The following is a 16,116-nucleotide window of genomic DNA, read 5'->3' as shown; positions in this document are numbered from 1 at the left end:
TAAAATTTATCCTTTTCGGTATTATTCAGTATGATTCTGGTTTTTGGTTATTTTTTGATATCTTAAAATGGCTTGTTTTTGTCATTGGGTTTTGGTTTTCAGGGTTTAAGGAGTGGGATCCTGACTTGGATCGTAAGGATCCATGTATTGTGAAAAACCTCGGTTTGGTGGGAACCGTAGATCTCGCAAAAAATGCCGTGCCAAAATCCTCTATTACCCAATATTCAGGGAATTCGGATAAGCTGCTCATGAGCCAGCAGGTTGTAACATCTTTGATCGATGAACGAGTTACTAAAACTGAGTTTCAAAAATTACTTAATACAAAAGTTGAAACTGGTTGGATAAACAAAAACTTTTTAGAAAAAAATCCAAAAGAGTTAGAAGACATAAATCTTCAAGATGTTTTGGAACAAGGATGGTACTGTCAAAGGTGGTCTGTAAACTCTACTCCTGAGAGGAACTATCCAATTCAAGAGTTTGGAATGTTAGAAGTTCTGCCCAGTGATAGCTACGACACTTGGTTTGTTCAACGATTTACAGCTGGGCATAGTTTAAATACGTATGTTAGAAAAATTATAAAAAATGATCAGAGCAAAGATCTGGTTGCTGCTACTGAATGGAAACGTTATTTGATGACTTCCGAAAATATCAGCGGGGTTATTTCTGATGTTAACGGAAATTTAAGACAATCTTCACCAATTATTCAAGTATATCCTACAGGTACATTTATCACCAATGACGAATCAGAGGGGGCAAGTGTTTCAAGAATAGATATTGGCCAATACAAAGTTACTGGAATTATGGGATATAATTCTGATGGTGCTTGGGGAATTCATGGTGGTATTTCATCACCAAAGAATAATAATGGATTAGAGTTAATTTACATTTCTGACAAAGTGCAAAAAGATGGTAGTATTATAATTGAAACTTTCCATAGGCAACATTTACATCTACCTGAACAATTCCAAAATAAGCGAATAAAAACCATGTTTGAAGGTAAGTTGATTTATTATGCAGAGGGTGAGCCTTGCGATATTCCTGACGGTTGTCGCTTGGACGTTCGTGTACAGATGCCTAAAGATTCCGTTTGGAATTTAAAACAAAATAAATTGCATAAAAAAATAGAAAATTCTGAGGAATAATCCATTAACTGATATAATAGATTAATATCTGTTTTATAAAAATTGTAAAATATAAATAATTACAGGGGCATAATGCCCCTGATTATTATTCTGGTTTTTGGGGCCAATCATTTTTTTTGATGTCTGAAATATCAAGTTCAACTAACTTAACACTATAGATTTCCCATTCACGTAATAGTGAAACTTCCTCTTTTGAAGCCATCTCAAGCCGAACTTTACGCTCTAATTGAATAATTTTTCGTTCAGCTTCATGTAACAGAGATTGTTTTTGGCTTTCTACTTGTTGTAAATCATATTTTTTTTGTTCATCAAAATCTGTTACCCATTGTTTCCCATCCCATTTATCAAATGAAGTCTTAGGTTCTAATAAAGTCAATTCAGAAGATAATTCACCAATTGATTGTATTTTTCGAGATTCTCGGGTTTTAATATGATAAGCAATTTTTCCACGATAATCTGGTATATGAACCCATGACTTTTCATCCTCACTACGACAAACAGCAATATCAAAAGAATCGGGTAATTCAGGTGCATCTAAATAAGCCCCGGCAGACAGACTAACACCAATAACAGTGCGTTCCATATCTGCACAAATATATTCTCTTGTCTCGGTATTAGCCCGATAAACCATCACCCAACTATTAGAAGTTGCAAAGCCATTTTCATTAAATTTTGGTGTTTTAATATCTGTTGTATATTTCATTATGCTGCTCTCACTATATATAAAAATGCTACGTTACGGGGACGGGCCGATACATAAGCCCACCAGTTATAGCGTTCCGCCATACCCTGGCTATTCCAATATATCCATCTTTTATCTTTAGTATTTTCCCATTGTATATTTGTCATTGGATCACCAAATGCACAGCTTGGTTCGCCAAGAAAGCTTATATCGCCTGTATCGTTATCATCAAATCCCGATATTATTGTTCCCTCTTGATGTGTTAATATTTTCCTATTTGGATCCACTCCGCGCCCGTTATCTAGCCCACGAATAAATTCACCACGTAGATCTGGTATAATACCGGAGGGATACGCCATTGCTAATTTTGGATATTTATATTTATCAAATTTTTGTCCATTACATTCAAAATAACCATCAGGTGGGTTTGAATGGGGCCAAGGTAATGGTACACCTACAGGGATATTTTGTTGATTATGCTGTAGGTAGCGATTGTCGAAATTATTATAATTGTTAGGCAACATTTTTCCATTTACTGCAAAAGATACCTCTCCATTGTCTATCCTTTGGCTATACCACAACCATCCTTGATTGTCCCCAGCTTCCAATACCGTGTATCTATTCCCACCTTGTATAGCATTACCCCATGTTTGAATATGGACTGGTGATACTGCTGATCCATTAGAACTAAATTTCATGACTGAATTATCGTTGTTGCCTACAATAATGTTTTTGTCAAAACGGACATGCTCATGAAATGTTCCTCCATGTAATGAAGAAACAGCATCAACATCAACAGCTGTTGGTCTATTTTTAGTGGTATAAAACTCTGTCCACGGCTCTTCAAATCCATATCTATCTCTGGCTGAACGATAAGCAATGCCATTGTTCCGATACATAGTCTTTAATTGTAAAGCTGGGGTACTACCAGCATCCACATTAAAATGTATGACAAGCTGGGAGTCTCCATTTCTTTGGGCAATATAAGAACCGGATGCTGCATCCCACGGCACGCCATTTTCTCCTTGAACAGAAGTGGTAGCTCCTCTGGAAAATGCGCCAACATCCTCTGAATTTATGGTTACATCCCCCGTTAACACCTTGCCATTAATTTTCCGTGAATTCGGCACGGCATTTTTTGCGAGATCTACGGTTCCCACCAAACCGAGGTTTTTCACAAACTCATCTTTGTTTGGAATATCCGCACCGTTCTTATTTTTCTCCAAACGAGTGTTGGCATTATTATTTGCATTAGCCGCATTTTGGTTCGCAGTGTTAGCTAAGGATCTAACCTCATTCACTTTAGCGTCAGTTTGGGCTGTGTTATACGCACCAACATCACCTGCATTCAGAGCAATATCCGCCGACAGCGCCTTACCATTTACCTTACGCCCTGCTGGAACGCGGCCATTGGCATTATTATCCGCCGCCTTAGCCAAATCATATGCCGTCTTCACCGCCTTCGGTGTTGCCGCATGAATTTCGCTATTGCTGTCCACCGCGCTGCTCAGGATCACAAATCCCTTCTCTTTCAGCGTTGCGTCAGGATGGTTACGGCTATTGGCATGTTTCTTAATAGAATCATCAACATACTCACGCGTCGCCAAAACTACTGACGGGTCAACTTTCAGTGTCACCGCGTTAGCGCTGCTGACAATCAGGATCATACGGATTGTCTGGGTACGGCCGGAACCTTCCTGCAATTGGGGTTTGTAGGTTTCCGCACAGTTACCCACTGCGATCAAAACACCGTCTTTGTCATACAGGCCGATTTCACGGATCCACCAGCCACCTTCGTTTTCAGGAATAACCTGTTCCGCAATGATTTGGTTGGTGTTTTTCGGATCAATGCTCAGCGTGTTAATCGCTGCACGACGCTTTTCATTAATCAATTTGGCTTGTTTAGTGTCCGGTGTCGGCAACTTGCCACCACCATCACCAACGGCCATATGGGTAATTTCAATTTTAGTACCCAATGCCGCAGCATTTGCTAATTTATCTGCGCCTAACTGCGTCAGCAGCGCAAAATATTTGGTACTCATGATCTAATCCTCATGTCATCAATAATATGTATGCCCGCGCCCACAACTTCTGAGCCGGAGATTGTTACTTGTTCCGGGAAATAAGGGTAAACCGTCAGTTCGTCACCACTGTAAGTCGCCGCCGAGTAGTGATATTCGCCACGTGTATCCAAATTGATGTCCAACCCAATCAAATGTCGGCTTACTGGCTTGGCATCAAAGATCAGGTTTTCCAGCTCCTCGAACATTTCATGGGTGATGCCGTTTTCCAGTACACCGATATCCAGCCGGAAAGTGCCTGGGGTATCGTTGGTTTGCCACCACTCTTTTACACGGATGAGATAACCCAATGGTTCGACAACTCGCCGAATCGCACCAATTGTTCCTTTATGTTTATGCAGGAATAGCGAGCTTTTGATCACTTCCCTTTTGGTGCTCTCAGACCAACGTTCGTCCCAGCGATCGACTGACCACGCCCAGGCCAGATAAGGCAGCAGTGATGCCGGACAAGTATCTGGGTTCCACAGCTCGCGTAACGGAACCTTGACCTTCTGTAATTCAGCGCAGGCTTTGGCCGCCGCAAGTTCTAGCTGAGTCGAGCCCATCGGTAGGAGACGATCACTCATCCGAACCTCCCATCGTCAGGGTGGTTTTAGTGCAGTAAGATGCCTGAGTTTTATCCAAAACAACGTCTTTCAACGGCGCTTTCAATTCCACACGCTGGACACCTTCCACATGCAGTGCGGCATAAATTGCTGACAAACGAATGTCACGCCCCAGACGGTGCTGCGCTTCAACATAGTGTTTCAGGCGCTGTTCTGCTGCCTTGCGGATAGGTTCTGATTCTGGTGTTGGGAAGATGTACAGCACCGCATCAATCTCATATTCCACAATGTTCGCAGACTGGACTTTCAGACGATCCGCCACTGGACGCACGTTTTCGTCGTTCAGCGCTTTTTCAACGAGTTCCAGCAACTCTTTGGAAGCAACACCTTTATCTTCCCGCGACATAATGGTCACGGTAACGTTAGCTGGCGACGGGCTGATTGCCGAAGCGTCAGCGACACGACCATCCGCACTGCGGGCATGGTATTCATACGCACCGACTGGACCGGCAACACTCAAGCCTTCAAAAGCCTGTGGAATGCGCACGCGGTAGTCGTTGTCAGATTCCATCACCGCCGGTGTCGGTGGCACGGTAGAATTATCCGCAGGATGTAGAACCATACGGGATACGTTGTTGTTCGCTCCCAACTGATCCAAATCTCTGCCTGTTGAATAGGCTACCATCACCGCCCGTGCAGCTTCGTTAACCCGTTGACGTAAGAGCAATTCGCGATAAACATTCTCTTCCAGCAACTTGACCAAAGGTTCAGATTCCAGTTGCAAAGTACGGGCAATGGCTTCTTGTTGATCTTCTGGATAGAGCGATATCAGACCTTTTTTGCGCTCTTCCAGCAGTTGTTCATAATCCAGTAACTCAACCACATCCGGTGGCGGCAACTGGCTTAAATCGATTGTTGGCATGACTTATTACCTCACCGGGAATGGCTCACCGGAATAGAAAGTGAAAATTCCTTGGCGGATTGATGATAAGCACCCGTAATATCCACCACCATCTTGCCATCCGGTAGGGTATCCATCGTGATGGCGATCAGCGTCACACGTGGCTCCCAACGGCTGATGGCGGTATAGCAGGCCGCCATGACCTGAAGCCGAAGCGCTGAGTTTTGTGGCCAATCAATCAGTTCTGGCAGTAAAGAGCCGTAGGTACGACGCGCGATACGGCTGCCCACGGGGGTTAACAAAATATCGCTGACGGATTGCCGGATATGCGCCAAATCTGTCAACTCTCGTCCCGTTTGCCGATTCATTCCCAGATATATCATACGGGGCCTCCTGATGTGTCACCGCCTGACCTGATGCCGGTGTGTTTATGGGAATCCACGACCACGCCGTTGGAACTGAATGTGCCTCCGGTGTGTTCAATATTGCCCGTCATTTTGCCGCCGTTGCGCACAATTAAGTTGCCTGTGCTCATTAGCTGCGTACAGATGACTTCCGGTGTATCCAGCGTAATTCGGGTACTGGCGACACAGGTGATTTCCGGCGCGGTAATATGGACGAAATCCGAAGCAGTCACTGTCGCGGTTTTGATGCCAGTCACAGTTAATGCGCCAGATTGCGGTTCATACTCCATCACAGCACCATCCGAAAACGTAATATGTGTTGCTTCTGGTGATGTTGATGGCGCCGGAAACTCATCTGAAAAAATCGCAGGCAATACAAAGGCGGTGGTCAGCTCTCCGCCTATGGACAGTAATAAAACCTGCTCACCGACACTGGGCGCCCACCATGTGCGGGAATTTCCCGCTCTGGATGTCAACCAGTGCAGCCAGTTGGTTTCAAGATTGCCTGTCGCGACCCGACACATTCCTTTTGTGGTATCCACTTGGGTAATGACGCCTGTTCGGATCAGGTTGCGCAATAAGCGCATCAGTTCAGTGAGTTGTATGTTCATGCCGTAAGAATGCCATGAAACAGCAGGCCGGACATTAAACGGGGTTTGTAGGAAACAGTATACAAATCCAGAATAAAAATCCTTTTTAATCAAAGAAATAAAAAGGCCTTCTCAGGAATAAAAGAAGGCCTTTGATGGTTTTTTGTATCGTGTTAAACAGCATTGCAATAACAAGCCATTATTCTGATTTACACTGCCGAACCACACCACGGACATAGTGTTGTAAATAGTCTAATTTGGCTTGATCTTTGATGATGCCGGTTCGGATATCGTAAATAGCGCGTCCAGCTTTTGCAGTGAGTTCGATTTGGGTTCCATTGCCCATGCGGCGGGGGGCGGTATCTCGGTTTTGGGTGAGCTGACAGGTAGCAAGGTTGGCGGCGGCGATTTGCACCCGCCGATGACCAGCAATAATGTCAGTACGCAAAGCTGCATTTTCTTCGGTGACATGAGCTAATTTTCCTGAATAGTATTCATCTAATTGTGCAGCCCGATTTTGTGCATCTTTCATTTGCTGAATAGTCGCCAACATTTCTGAACGGGCTTTTTGGTTGATGACAACAAGCTGTGCAGCATGTTGCTGTTTCAAACTCGCCACTTCGCTGAGAGACAGAGAACGATGTCCCCACCAACCAAGGCTTCCGCCAACGACCAAGCTCACAATTAACGACATCTTTTTTATTGCATTAATTCCCAACAATCCCGCTCAGCCTCCCTTTAATCCCACAGTTGGATAATAGGTTTGCTGGCGGCAGGCATAAATTCAGGCATTTCAACTTTCGTTCCATGAGGCAGTACCGCGCCAAAATCAGCTAATCCAGGGTTTGCCTGCAACACACGCTCAGTCATTCCCAATGTACGGCCATAATGACGCCAGCAAATAGCATCTACGGTCTCATTTTGTTGTGTGATAATTTGCATACACTCTCCTTTTTCTTTGCAAAAGTCAGTTAATAAATTGGAGAGTTATGATCAAATAATTAGCGAAATGCCTCAATGGGGTGAGATTGTGAGGTAAGTAGTACAAATGAAGAACAATTTAATCCAAATAAGCCAAGGGCAGGAAACCATTTCCTGCCCTTGGCTATTATCTCTTATTACAATGAAATGCTACTACTAATTCCAATGCTAAAATTTGTATCAGGATAGTGTGGTAATATTCTTTTTTTTAGTTCACTTTCTAATGAAGATATGACTGATTCAGAAACCTTAGCTTGTTTATCGAAAAGTATCTCTACTCGCATCCTTTTCCCCCGCCAAACCTATTCTTCTATTGAACCCGAATTCCCTAATATTTTGTTGCCGCTCACCTCATTACCTAACAGATTGCTCTCCTGTTTACTCTGGTAACTGTTAAACCTTTTTTCATAAGGTGCAGATAGCTCTGCTATCCAAACCAGTGCCAGCTCTTTGTCTTCTGCATGATTGCATTCGCAACTTGTTGCCATCCGAGCAATGAAATTGATACGTTGCGCTACCAATGATTCTATAAGAGATTCCACTGATCTATCTGCCTCCATATAAGAAACTGTATATATATACAGTACACGTAATAAGACTAAAATTAAAGTAGTTTTTACCTGTTTTAGTCATTAAATTTGCTAGTTAGTCACTATTGCCTGTTGTTTTAGCAGAAATATTTGCTAATTTGATTGATTTTCATGCTATGGCAATTCTACAGTCTGTAGAATACGGTATCTTGCTACTTTCCTGTTCATCCGTACAGTTATTGACAGAACTCCAAGAGGGAAATTTCCTGCTCATTTTATAAGCAATTTGTTCGGATGTAATAGCGGGGTCTGATTTCGGCACAATGCTCCACTGATGGATTCGTGTACAAATAAATTCCGCATAGGGCAAAAATGGTGAAGTCACGCCTTGTATGGATTGAACATCTTCGCCATAAGGGCTGCCAAAAGGGATATTTTTGTAAGATAAGCGAATAACTAAATCACAACGTGAAACCCAAGGTCCGCCCTGTGCTTGGGTATAAGCAGCCCAATTTCCCTCATCTGCCGCCTGCAACACTGCGTTTATTTTTTGGTCAGACAGGCGTGTTTGCCTGAGCCGACGCAATTCGCGCCAAACCGAAACGGGAGCGCCACCAATTTGTTGAAACTGACGAATACGCCAGCGACTCGCCCAAGCAGTTACTGATTTTGCCATATCGCGCAGGGATTCACCGGTTTCATGGTCTTTTTCCTCTTCCAGCGCATATCCATCAATATTTTTGGAAATGTACTTGGCAATATAACCGGTTGCACTGCCTTTATTGGGATCGATCGCCCGATAATGAAAACGCGCTTTTTTGGCTTCATCATCCTGCAATTCTCCCTGCTCTTCCTGACAGGCATAATGCCCAAGGATTTTTCTGACTTGCTGCAAATGCTCCGGCAACATAAACAGCACCAGATGCCAATGAGGAGTGCCATCATGATGTGGTTCCACCACACGGAAACCAAATAGGTCAATTTCCGCCCGTGCCAACGCAGCCCTGGCTTTTGCCCAAACACGACATAAATAACGCTGGGTATCACGTGGCGTTGCGCCATTCCAGGATTTGACAAACCCACCCTTGTGCTGGACAGCATGATATTTTGCAGGAGCCGTGATGGTATAAAATTCCCCAACACAACCCATCTTGTCGGCAATATCTTCGAAACCGCGCATTCTGACCATCAATTCACAACGTCGGATCGCTGGATTCGCGTTGCTATGAATCACGGTCTCTGCCAGTGAAATTCGTTCCCCTTTTTCATTTTCCAACTCGAAATGCTTGAAAAATTCACGATTGCGCCGTTTTTGTTCCAGCCATTCCCGCAATGCCTGACGTGAAACATAAGGAGAAGCAACTTGCTGTACCTGCCCAACGGCAATGGCCATATGTTCAGATTGGATATCCCGTAAATGCTTTAAACGAAAATACCACCAACGGGCAGACATCATGCGCAACATACCCGAACAGAGTTGATCAACAGATAGCATTTTGCGGCCACGATTAAAACGCTGCCAATAAGGGGGATGAGTGCCACATTGCAAAGTCAGCTTTGCCAGTAATTGGTACAATTTAGCGACACGGGAAAATGACTCATCTTTGCAACCAACAGAAGTTGATGAATGTTTTTGGGAAACTTGCAAAGAATAGTGCTCATAATTATCAGAAATAAAAACGGAAATGTCGTGGGCAAGTTGCAAAAGTTGTTTGCGATCATACGTTGCCATATTTTCCAATTGTTCAATAAAAGGAAAAGGCGTCATACCAGAAATATAATGACTAAACTGATATCTTTCTTTTACTAACTGCAATCTTGGCAAGACATTCCGTCCAACCGTTTTTCTTAAAAAAGAATTTGCATCACGGCGACCTGAGCGATTAAAGATATCGATATAACGTCGGCTAAAGTATTTCGCCAGAAAATCCGGCATTTGTCCTATATATTGGTGACGCCATTGATGATCTTCCGCATTAACTTTCCATAACAGGCGTTCCGCCATTGAAACACCTTGCGGCATGTTTTGTTCATAAGTAATAACGTTACTATTCATCAATTTCACCATATAAAAGACGAGCAAGAGCCTGGCGTATTCATGCCATTTATTCAAAAAAAGAGATAACGTGTTTAGAAAACTACCATTAATTAGGCAGTGTCAGGTACTTCGGAAATTGGCTAACAACAACCTTGATATGATTCATCGCCTTGATCAGCGCCTGTTTTTCCTCTTGGGTAAAATGGTTGAATTCACTATCGTGGCGCGCACGCGGGATATTCGCCAAATAAAAAATGGCAGATAACGCTCGTTTATTCTCTTCGTAGTAAGCATCTCTTTTATCACGCATATCAGCAAAAAACCGATTTAACTCCTTTTCATTGTCACCCCAATATGTCGCCCTAATCTTCGACAGGTGATTCAATCCTGCCAGCCGCTGACCGAGGTTAATTTGGGCAAACTTTTCGTTCTCAGTATTCGCCATATTTTCCCTCAATAGTATTCTTGAAATATTTCGATATCAGGCATAAAGATTGAAATCTGGGCGTTCATGATGCAATATCTCTCAATGGTTTTCAGCTTAACCAGTTCGGGCTCATCAGTGATCTCACATCGAGAACTTTGATGGGATACTAATAGCTCTTATCTGTACTGTCAATGAAAAATACCAATATTGAGATCAAAATGGGGGCCGATAGTGGGGGAAGACCTGCTATTGAACGTCTTGTCCGCGCATATGGATTTAAATCACGTCAGGCCCTAAGTGACCATTTGGGCGTTTCCAAAAGCACGATGGCAAACCGCTACCTTCGTGATAGCTTTCCAGCGGATTGGATCATCCAGTGCAATCTCGAAACTGGTGCTTCACTGCTGTGGCTGAGCACGGGTCAGGGAGAAATATTTCCAGATGGAGAAAGCAGCAAAAAAGCGGAACGGTTGGCAGATATCATTGCCCCATCCATCTCTCGTGTAAAACTGTCGGGTGGTAAGCTCAATGAAGCTAACCCTGTGATTTTGGACAGTGAATTGGTTTCCAAAGAACTGAAAAATCCGCTGATTATTGATGATGGTGCTTCATGGTATCTGCTGGATACTCAGGAAGGTAATATTCAAGATGGCTTATGGCTGGTGGATATTGAAGGTATGCACAGTATCAAAAAGATTGCCAAAATCCCAATCAGCAAGATTCGGGTCAGCGATAGCGACGTCACTTTTGATTGTGCTATCAGTGACATCAGGTTTATCGGCCGCGTTGCTCTGGTCATATCCAGACAATAGTAATTCGGCATAAAACAGTTTCCATCAAGGTTATCTCCATCCATTAGGATAACCTTGATGGTGTTTAACCATTATCATACAAAATCTGAACGCTTAAGCCGGTACAGAACATGTTCCCTTAATGGGTGATCTGCTTCCAGCCCAGGATGGAGAAATGTTTTTTCATCCCTGACCATATCCAATTTTTTCATGACCCTTTCAGAGCGGTAATTAGAAACCGTAGTAAAAGCGACAATCTCCTCCAACCCGATTTCTGTAAATGCGCAGTCAAAAATTCTGTGGGCGGCTTCACAAGTATAGCCTTGTCCCCAAAATGGCTTATCCAAACGCCAGCCAATTTCAACAAAAGGCGAGAATGGAAGGCACGGAGCCACAACCTTTCTGTTTCCAATTCGATAACCACAACGCCTCCTTGATTCTCAAGCGTTGCTTTTCACTTTTGGTTTATCACCCTGATTTTCTTTAATGGAAACAACGCGTTCCATTTCTGACTTTTTCTTATTATCAACCTGTTCAGACTGACCAAAAAACAATCCACCACGTCGAATTGACATACTGCCGCAACGGCTAATGCCCCGTAACTCACCATGTTCCAGGATATCTAGTGTTTCCGCACAGCACGTGCCTTCAACATGGCCATCAATGATAATTTCAGGTGCATTCAGCTCACCTTCCACTTTTCCAGCATGCATAATCCGAATGGCACCACCTTTTACACGGATATTGCCAATGACTTTCCCCCAGATTTGGATATCCCCTTCCATTTCGACATCCCCCTTAAAGACAGAGTTTTTTGCAATAATAGTATTAGGGCGGATCTCAGCTTCAGGTAATTTTTTCTCTTCAGGCTTGACACTCATAGCAGGTATCGTAGAGCTGGCAATAGCTGCCTCGGTTGTTTTTTTTCCAAACATAGCGTTGATTCTCAATTTCATTTTCATAAAGTAAAACACTAAAGCTAAAAGAGATAAAATTGCTGTTATGGTGCAACTAAAATGAGCACCATACAGATATAGTCCCAATGCAATTCCCCAAAGGAGCCATACACTGCATAAAAAAGTGTTGTCTGAAAAACGATACATTTTCATATGTGTTCTCGTTTTTGTGGTTTTTTCTTATATATCATCAGCAAAATATATCTATACATATGCCTTAGCAGGTAATAGAAACAGGCAGTGGAAACACATCCTACCATTGTACAAGTATAAAAAACAATCTACGAAGCTATAACGAAGGGATTTATAGCGTTATTACACGGATAAAGCATTTCATATTATACCAATCACGCAAATTCACAATCCATTAACAATAAGAAAAATCTATAAACAAAAATACATTATATTTAGAATCATGAAAACACATTATGCTTCATAGCTATTTGAATTATGGATATTTAATCTATAAGTTATGTAATAACCAAAACTAAATGGGTTAATCTCACATTATTTAAATTATATAGATCAACCGGAATTGATATTTTTTAATACGGAATTTCTATTTCAATAGCAGTATTCATTTGCATAATGAGTCAACGTTTCATCTCTCATTAATGAACAATGATTCCATCATATTATAATACAAACAATTAAATAAAATGACATTTGCAAATAAAAATAATAAAAAACAAACCTATAGTATTGTTGATATTTTTAATAACAAGTACTTTAATAAATACAATCATAGATAAATATAAATCACTTCAATATTAACAAAACCTTAAAAACAATCATACAAATATCAATCAAATTAAGGTAAAAAACAGACAAATAATTTTCAGTCGTAAAAAAAACACACTTAAATCTAACACAAATATTTATTTAGCTATATAATGCCAGCGGTTATTTAATAATAAAAACACTTCATGCACTCATCAAAAAATGATTACTCACGATACGGAAAATTAGGAGTATTAAATGAAAAGGACGACGGGCTTAAATCAAAAGAATATTTGCACGATCCCATTAACTATGCCGGATTTCAATATTCTGGAACATAAACAAAGAGGGCTATATATTTTACTCGATGGCGAAATGGTGTGGAAAGATTGTATAAACACTCATCACATTAAATCGAATCAGATCCTTTTTACCCACCCCGGAAGTTATGCAGCTAAAACCAATACGGAAAATTGTCAGCTATTATGGTTACCCTTACACATGGAGTTTTTACGTAGTTTTTTACAGCGTTTCGGATCATTATTAAGTCAGTTAGAGCGACAGGCATTTCCTGCTTATCGGTTGATTCCATTTGACCAGTTTCCCTTGTTAACAGAAAGCATTCGCGGGCTGGCGAACTTACTGGCGCATGATTCCCCGCCTGCGTTGGTTCAACTAAGGGTTGAGGAGTTACTATTGCTGCTTTCCTTGGGTAAACAGGGAACATTGTTAATGTCTATTCTACGAAAATTAAGTAACCGTCAGGTAGAACGCCTGCAAACATTTATGGAGGCTCACTACCTCAAAGAATGGAAATTGAATGACTTCGCCCGTGAATTCGGTATGGGATTAACTTCTTTTAAGGAGCTTTTTAGCAGTGTCTATGGCACTTCACCCAAAGCCTGGATCAGTGAACAGCGTATTCTTTATGCACATCAATTATTACTAAATAGCGAAATGAATATCGCCGATATTTCATTGGAATCGGGTTTTTCCAGCCAATCCTATTTCACCCAAAGCTATCGCCGACGCTTTGGCTGTACACCGAACCGCTCCAGATACGGCAAAGATTAATCATTCATTTAATAACTAATAGTTAGTACTATATCCCATAAATCAAGGCTTTCCAGTTTTAAATCAAACTGAAAAGCCGCAACCACAATTAGCCTAAGATATCACCCAAATCATGTATGATCGTTTTTATCGATCAATCTCTCCTTATTGATCTGTGCAATCCATTGGACGGCGGTATCTCATCTCACTTATAGTCATGGTGACTCATCACTGTTTAGAGCTAATCCGACTAAGCTCTAAGTCACCACCAGGGATTTTTATATTTGCCGTATCTTTAGCCTGCCTTCCGTGCAGGCTTTTTTTATTCTTTTTTCTTGCTATCTGCACTATAAAAGACTGTACCTAATTTAATTCTTTCACGGCCGGTAGCCAGGCGATGGCGATTAGTATCCCGCAGCGAGTAGATACAGCCACAATATTCCTGCTGATAGAACTCTTCACGTTTACTGATTTCTATCATACGAGCAGAGCCGCCCCCTTTGCGCCAGTTATATTCCCAATACATTAAGCCAGGATAGCGGGAAGCGGCACGAACCCCACATTCATTGATCTGTTGCATATTTTTCCAACGTGAAATACCGAGTGAACTGGTAATCACAGGGAAACCATGTTCGTAGGCATAAAGTGCTGTTCGTTCGAAACGCATATCAAAACACATTGTGCAACGAATGCCACGTTCAGGCTCATTTTCCATTCCCTTTGCACGTTCAAACCAATTATCACGGTCGTAGTCTGCATCAATAAAAGGAATGCCCATTTCCTGCGCAAAACGGATATTTTCATCTTTACGCAGTTCGTATTCTTTCAGGGGATGAATATTGGGGTTATAGAAAAATATTGTGAAATCAATTCCTGAAGCCAACATTGCTTCCATCACTTCCCCAGAACATGGCGCACAACATGAGTGCAATAGCACTTTTGTGTGTCCGCTTGGCAGTGGAAGAGATTTACGTTCATAATTCAGTGACATAATATTTCTTACCTGATTCAGACAATAAAAAATCAGGAAGAGAACAAATCCCCCTCCCTGTGTTTACTGGATTGATATTTTACCTTTTTCTACAGCCTTACGACAATCTTTGCAAAATAATCAGGCTTCCTGTACTTCTGGCAAAACCTGCCCACCATCAACGACAATCGTTTGTCCGGTAATATATTTCGCTTCATCGGAAGCCAGGAAACAGGCAGCATAGCCAATATCTTCAGGCGTACCCAAAGCCCGCATTGGCGTAATATCTTGCGCATAACTGAGGAATTCATCACCAAACGACTTTAAGCCTTCCGTCATGATCATGCCTGGCATAACCGCATTAATGGTGATACCTTGCCCCGCATATTCCAACGCAGCACTACGCATAAACCCGAGTTGCCCAGCTTTACTGGCACCATAGTGACTGTATCCCTGAATGCCCGTTATCTCACCCGTTATTGACGAAGTGATAACAACACGCCCGTAACGCTGTTTTTCCATAACACTCAGCGCAGCTTGCACCAGGAAAAATGTCCCTTTAAGGTTGACGGTGTGCACTAAATCCCAATCTTCCGCAGTCATATCTTTCAAATAATGCTGTGGAAAAATACCTGCATTGGAACAAAGAATATCGAGCCTGCCGTATTTTTCAACAATCTGACCAACCCCGTTTTTACATGCAGCCTGATCAGTCACATCAAGAGGTATGAAATCAACATCCAGCTCTTTGGCAATGGCTTCCCCTCTCACCTTATCTGTACCTGCAATGATGGTAATAGCACCAGCTTGCTTCAATACCTTGGCAATTCCCGTGCCAATACCTTTGGTTCCACCTGAAATAAAAGCAATTTTTCCTGCTAAATTGAACATAGCTTTTCCTTTTGTATTAGTGGTGAACGTTTTTTATTATCTTAGTACTACAGCCGTAATTGCTCTGTCACCATAGGGTTATTCCGACGACGGTAATGACATTGTTGTGCATAGTATTGGTGTCGTCGTCGCCAGTCTGACCAATGTAAAATTTGTTCGACTGCCTCTCCCGTTTTTTCCATCAATTTTGACAACAGCTTACGCAGTTCCGGGATACTCAGGGCTACCCATCCTGTCGGTGTTTTTTTTCTCCCGTATCCGCAAGACCGCCAGCACCGCATGAGCTAGTAGCGATAAGGTAATGTGCCGATACCAACTGTGCCATTGCCGCACTTCATAATGATCCAGGCCACATTCCCCCTTCGTTTCCTCAAAACCACTTTCAATTTCCCAGCGATGCCCTGCCACCTGAAC

19 protein-coding genes and 1 pseudogene are annotated in these 16,116 nt (G+C 42.2%); 3 read left to right on the top strand and 17 right to left on the bottom strand.

Annotated elements, in window-relative coordinates:
- The first annotated feature begins 149 nt into the window (after positions 1-149).
- Complete coding sequence (locus tag Xedl_RS33680; protein WP_244149726.1) at positions 150-1,142, top strand: pyocin knob domain-containing protein; 993 nt, start codon at positions 150-152, stop codon at positions 1,140-1,142.
- Between the two features lie 85 nt (positions 1,143-1,227).
- Here Xedl_RS33680 and Xedl_RS14680 read toward each other — a convergent pair whose 3' ends face one another.
- The 11 genes from Xedl_RS14680 to Xedl_RS14620 form a co-directional block, all read right to left on the bottom strand.
- Positions 1,228-1,845: a tail fiber assembly protein gene (locus Xedl_RS14680; protein WP_074024571.1), complete on the bottom strand. Its 618-nt coding sequence runs from the start codon at positions 1,843-1,845 to the stop codon at positions 1,228-1,230.
- Positions 1,845-3,866 carry a phage tail protein gene (locus Xedl_RS37525; RefSeq protein WP_083600356.1) on the bottom strand — a complete coding sequence of 674 codons (2,022 nt, stop codon included), beginning with the start codon at positions 3,864-3,866 and terminating at the stop codon, positions 1,845-1,847. The genes Xedl_RS14680 and Xedl_RS37525 overlap by 1 nt, the downstream gene beginning before the upstream one ends.
- A complete protein-coding gene (locus Xedl_RS14665) occupies positions 3,863-4,471 on the bottom strand; it encodes a phage tail protein I (protein ID WP_074024570.1) in 609 nt (202 codons plus the stop codon). The genes Xedl_RS37525 and Xedl_RS14665 overlap by 4 nt, the downstream gene beginning before the upstream one ends.
- Positions 4,464-5,372 carry a baseplate assembly protein gene (locus tag Xedl_RS14660; RefSeq protein WP_074024569.1) on the bottom strand — a complete coding sequence of 303 codons (909 nt, stop codon included), beginning with the start codon at positions 5,370-5,372 and terminating at the stop codon, positions 4,464-4,466. Before Xedl_RS14660 ends, Xedl_RS14665 begins: the two co-directional genes overlap by 8 nt.
- 11 nt (positions 5,373-5,383) lie before the next feature.
- Positions 5,384-5,734 (bottom strand): GPW/gp25 family protein, encoded by a 351-nt coding sequence (locus tag Xedl_RS14655; protein WP_074024568.1) that lies wholly within the window; start codon positions 5,732-5,734, stop codon positions 5,384-5,386.
- On the bottom strand, positions 5,731-6,366 hold the full coding sequence (locus Xedl_RS14650; RefSeq protein WP_074024567.1) for a phage baseplate assembly protein V: 636 nt from the start codon (positions 6,364-6,366) through the stop codon (positions 5,731-5,733). The genes Xedl_RS14655 and Xedl_RS14650 overlap by 4 nt, the downstream gene beginning before the upstream one ends.
- 178 nt (positions 6,367-6,544) lie before the next feature.
- Positions 6,545-7,039: a lysis system i-spanin subunit Rz gene (locus tag Xedl_RS14645; RefSeq protein WP_074024566.1), complete on the bottom strand. Its 495-nt coding sequence runs from the start codon at positions 7,037-7,039 to the stop codon at positions 6,545-6,547.
- 44 nt (positions 7,040-7,083) lie between these two features.
- Positions 7,084-7,287 carry a tail protein X gene (locus Xedl_RS14640; protein ID WP_074024565.1) on the bottom strand — a complete coding sequence of 68 codons (204 nt, stop codon included), beginning with the start codon at positions 7,285-7,287 and terminating at the stop codon, positions 7,084-7,086.
- Between the two features lie 341 nt (positions 7,288-7,628).
- Positions 7,629-7,868 (bottom strand): hypothetical protein, encoded by a 240-nt coding sequence (locus Xedl_RS14630; protein WP_244149725.1) that lies wholly within the window; start codon positions 7,866-7,868, stop codon positions 7,629-7,631.
- Between the two features lie 157 nt (positions 7,869-8,025).
- Positions 8,026-9,912, bottom strand: coding sequence for a replication endonuclease (locus Xedl_RS14625; RefSeq protein WP_083600354.1), 1,887 nt, complete (start codon positions 9,910-9,912; stop codon positions 8,026-8,028).
- Between the two features lie 88 nt (positions 9,913-10,000).
- Positions 10,001-10,339 (bottom strand): DUF5347 family protein, encoded by a 339-nt coding sequence (locus Xedl_RS14620; protein ID WP_074024563.1) that lies wholly within the window; start codon positions 10,337-10,339, stop codon positions 10,001-10,003.
- A gap of 173 nt (positions 10,340-10,512) precedes the next feature.
- On the opposite strand from Xedl_RS14620, the gene Xedl_RS14615 reads away from it, so the two are divergent.
- A complete protein-coding gene (locus Xedl_RS14615; protein ID WP_074024562.1) occupies positions 10,513-11,133 on the top strand; it encodes a phage repressor protein CI in 621 nt (206 codons plus the stop codon).
- 74 nt (positions 11,134-11,207) lie between these two features.
- Here Xedl_RS14615 and Xedl_RS14610 read toward each other — a convergent pair whose 3' ends face one another.
- Together Xedl_RS14610 and Xedl_RS14605 are read right to left on the bottom strand one after the other, a co-directional pair.
- Positions 11,208-11,507 (bottom strand): GNAT family N-acetyltransferase, encoded by a 300-nt coding sequence (locus tag Xedl_RS14610; RefSeq protein ID WP_339373746.1) that lies wholly within the window; start codon positions 11,505-11,507, stop codon positions 11,208-11,210.
- A gap of 45 nt (positions 11,508-11,552) precedes the next feature.
- Positions 11,553-12,047 (bottom strand): bactofilin family protein, encoded by a 495-nt coding sequence (locus tag Xedl_RS14605; RefSeq protein WP_074024561.1) that lies wholly within the window; start codon positions 12,045-12,047, stop codon positions 11,553-11,555.
- Positions 12,048-13,046: 999 nt separating this feature from the next.
- Here Xedl_RS14605 and Xedl_RS14600 point away from each other — a divergent pair.
- Positions 13,047-13,862: a helix-turn-helix transcriptional regulator gene (locus Xedl_RS14600; RefSeq protein ID WP_074024560.1), complete on the top strand. Its 816-nt coding sequence runs from the start codon at positions 13,047-13,049 to the stop codon at positions 13,860-13,862.
- A gap of 301 nt (positions 13,863-14,163) precedes the next feature.
- On the opposite strand, the gene Xedl_RS14595 is transcribed toward Xedl_RS14600, so the two are convergent.
- From Xedl_RS14595 to Xedl_RS14580, 4 genes and pseudogenes are all read right to left on the bottom strand, one after another.
- Positions 14,164-14,832: an epoxyqueuosine reductase QueH gene (locus tag Xedl_RS14595; RefSeq protein WP_074024559.1), complete on the bottom strand. Its 669-nt coding sequence runs from the start codon at positions 14,830-14,832 to the stop codon at positions 14,164-14,166.
- 120 nt (positions 14,833-14,952) lie between these two features.
- The gene (locus Xedl_RS14590) at positions 14,953-15,702 is read right to left on the bottom strand and encodes an SDR family NAD(P)-dependent oxidoreductase (RefSeq protein ID WP_074024558.1); all 750 of its coding nucleotides are present in this window, start codon (positions 15,700-15,702) and stop codon (positions 14,953-14,955) included.
- Positions 15,703-15,749: 47 nt separating this feature from the next.
- Positions 15,750-15,896 (bottom strand): hypothetical protein, encoded by a 147-nt coding sequence (locus Xedl_RS31635; protein WP_167450507.1) that lies wholly within the window; start codon positions 15,894-15,896, stop codon positions 15,750-15,752.
- A gap of 4 nt (positions 15,897-15,900) precedes the next feature.
- Positions 15,901-16,116, bottom strand: a pseudogene (locus Xedl_RS14580) (IS701 family transposase); the annotation flags it as partial.

Source organism: Xenorhabdus eapokensis (assembly GCF_001908105.1).
The sequence above is the reverse complement of the archived record's forward strand: the minus strand, read 5'-3'. Positions and strand labels throughout refer to the sequence as shown.

Excerpts from the sequence above, each read along its gene's own strand:
- Xedl_RS14650 (WP_074024567.1), bottom strand. The coding sequence starts at position 6,366 with ATGAACATACAACTCACTGAACTGATGCGCTTATTGCGCAACCTGATC.
- Xedl_RS14595 (WP_074024559.1), bottom strand. The coding sequence starts at position 14,832 with ATGTCACTGAATTATGAACGTAAATCTCTTCCACTGCCAAGCGGACAC.
- Xedl_RS14600 (WP_074024560.1), top strand. The coding sequence starts at position 13,047 with ATGAAAAGGACGACGGGCTTAAATCAAAAGAATATTTGCACGATCCCA.
- Xedl_RS14605 (WP_074024561.1), bottom strand. The coding sequence starts at position 12,047 with ATGTTTGGAAAAAAAACAACCGAGGCAGCTATTGCCAGCTCTACGATA.
- Xedl_RS14645 (WP_074024566.1), bottom strand. The coding sequence starts at position 7,039 with ATGTCGTTAATTGTGAGCTTGGTCGTTGGCGGAAGCCTTGGTTGGTGG.
- Xedl_RS14660 (WP_074024569.1), bottom strand. The coding sequence starts at position 5,372 with ATGCCAACAATCGATTTAAGCCAGTTGCCGCCACCGGATGTGGTTGAG.
- Xedl_RS14640 (WP_074024565.1), bottom strand. The coding sequence starts at position 7,287 with ATGCAAATTATCACACAACAAAATGAGACCGTAGATGCTATTTGCTGG.
- Xedl_RS14625 (WP_083600354.1), bottom strand. The coding sequence starts at position 9,912 with ATGAATAGTAACGTTATTACTTATGAACAAAACATGCCGCAAGGTGTT.
- Xedl_RS14620 (WP_074024563.1), bottom strand. The coding sequence starts at position 10,339 with ATGGCGAATACTGAGAACGAAAAGTTTGCCCAAATTAACCTCGGTCAG.
- Xedl_RS37525 (WP_083600356.1), bottom strand. The coding sequence starts at position 3,866 with ATGAGTACCAAATATTTTGCGCTGCTGACGCAGTTAGGCGCAGATAAA.
- Xedl_RS14665 (WP_074024570.1), bottom strand. The coding sequence starts at position 4,471 with ATGAGTGATCGTCTCCTACCGATGGGCTCGACTCAGCTAGAACTTGCG.
- Xedl_RS14680 (WP_074024571.1), bottom strand. The coding sequence starts at position 1,845 with ATGAAATATACAACAGATATTAAAACACCAAAATTTAATGAAAATGGC.
- Xedl_RS14615 (WP_074024562.1), top strand. The coding sequence starts at position 10,513 with ATGAAAAATACCAATATTGAGATCAAAATGGGGGCCGATAGTGGGGGA.
- Xedl_RS14590 (WP_074024558.1), bottom strand. The coding sequence starts at position 15,702 with ATGTTCAATTTAGCAGGAAAAATTGCTTTTATTTCAGGTGGAACCAAA.
- Xedl_RS14655 (WP_074024568.1), bottom strand. The coding sequence starts at position 5,734 with ATGATATATCTGGGAATGAATCGGCAAACGGGACGAGAGTTGACAGAT.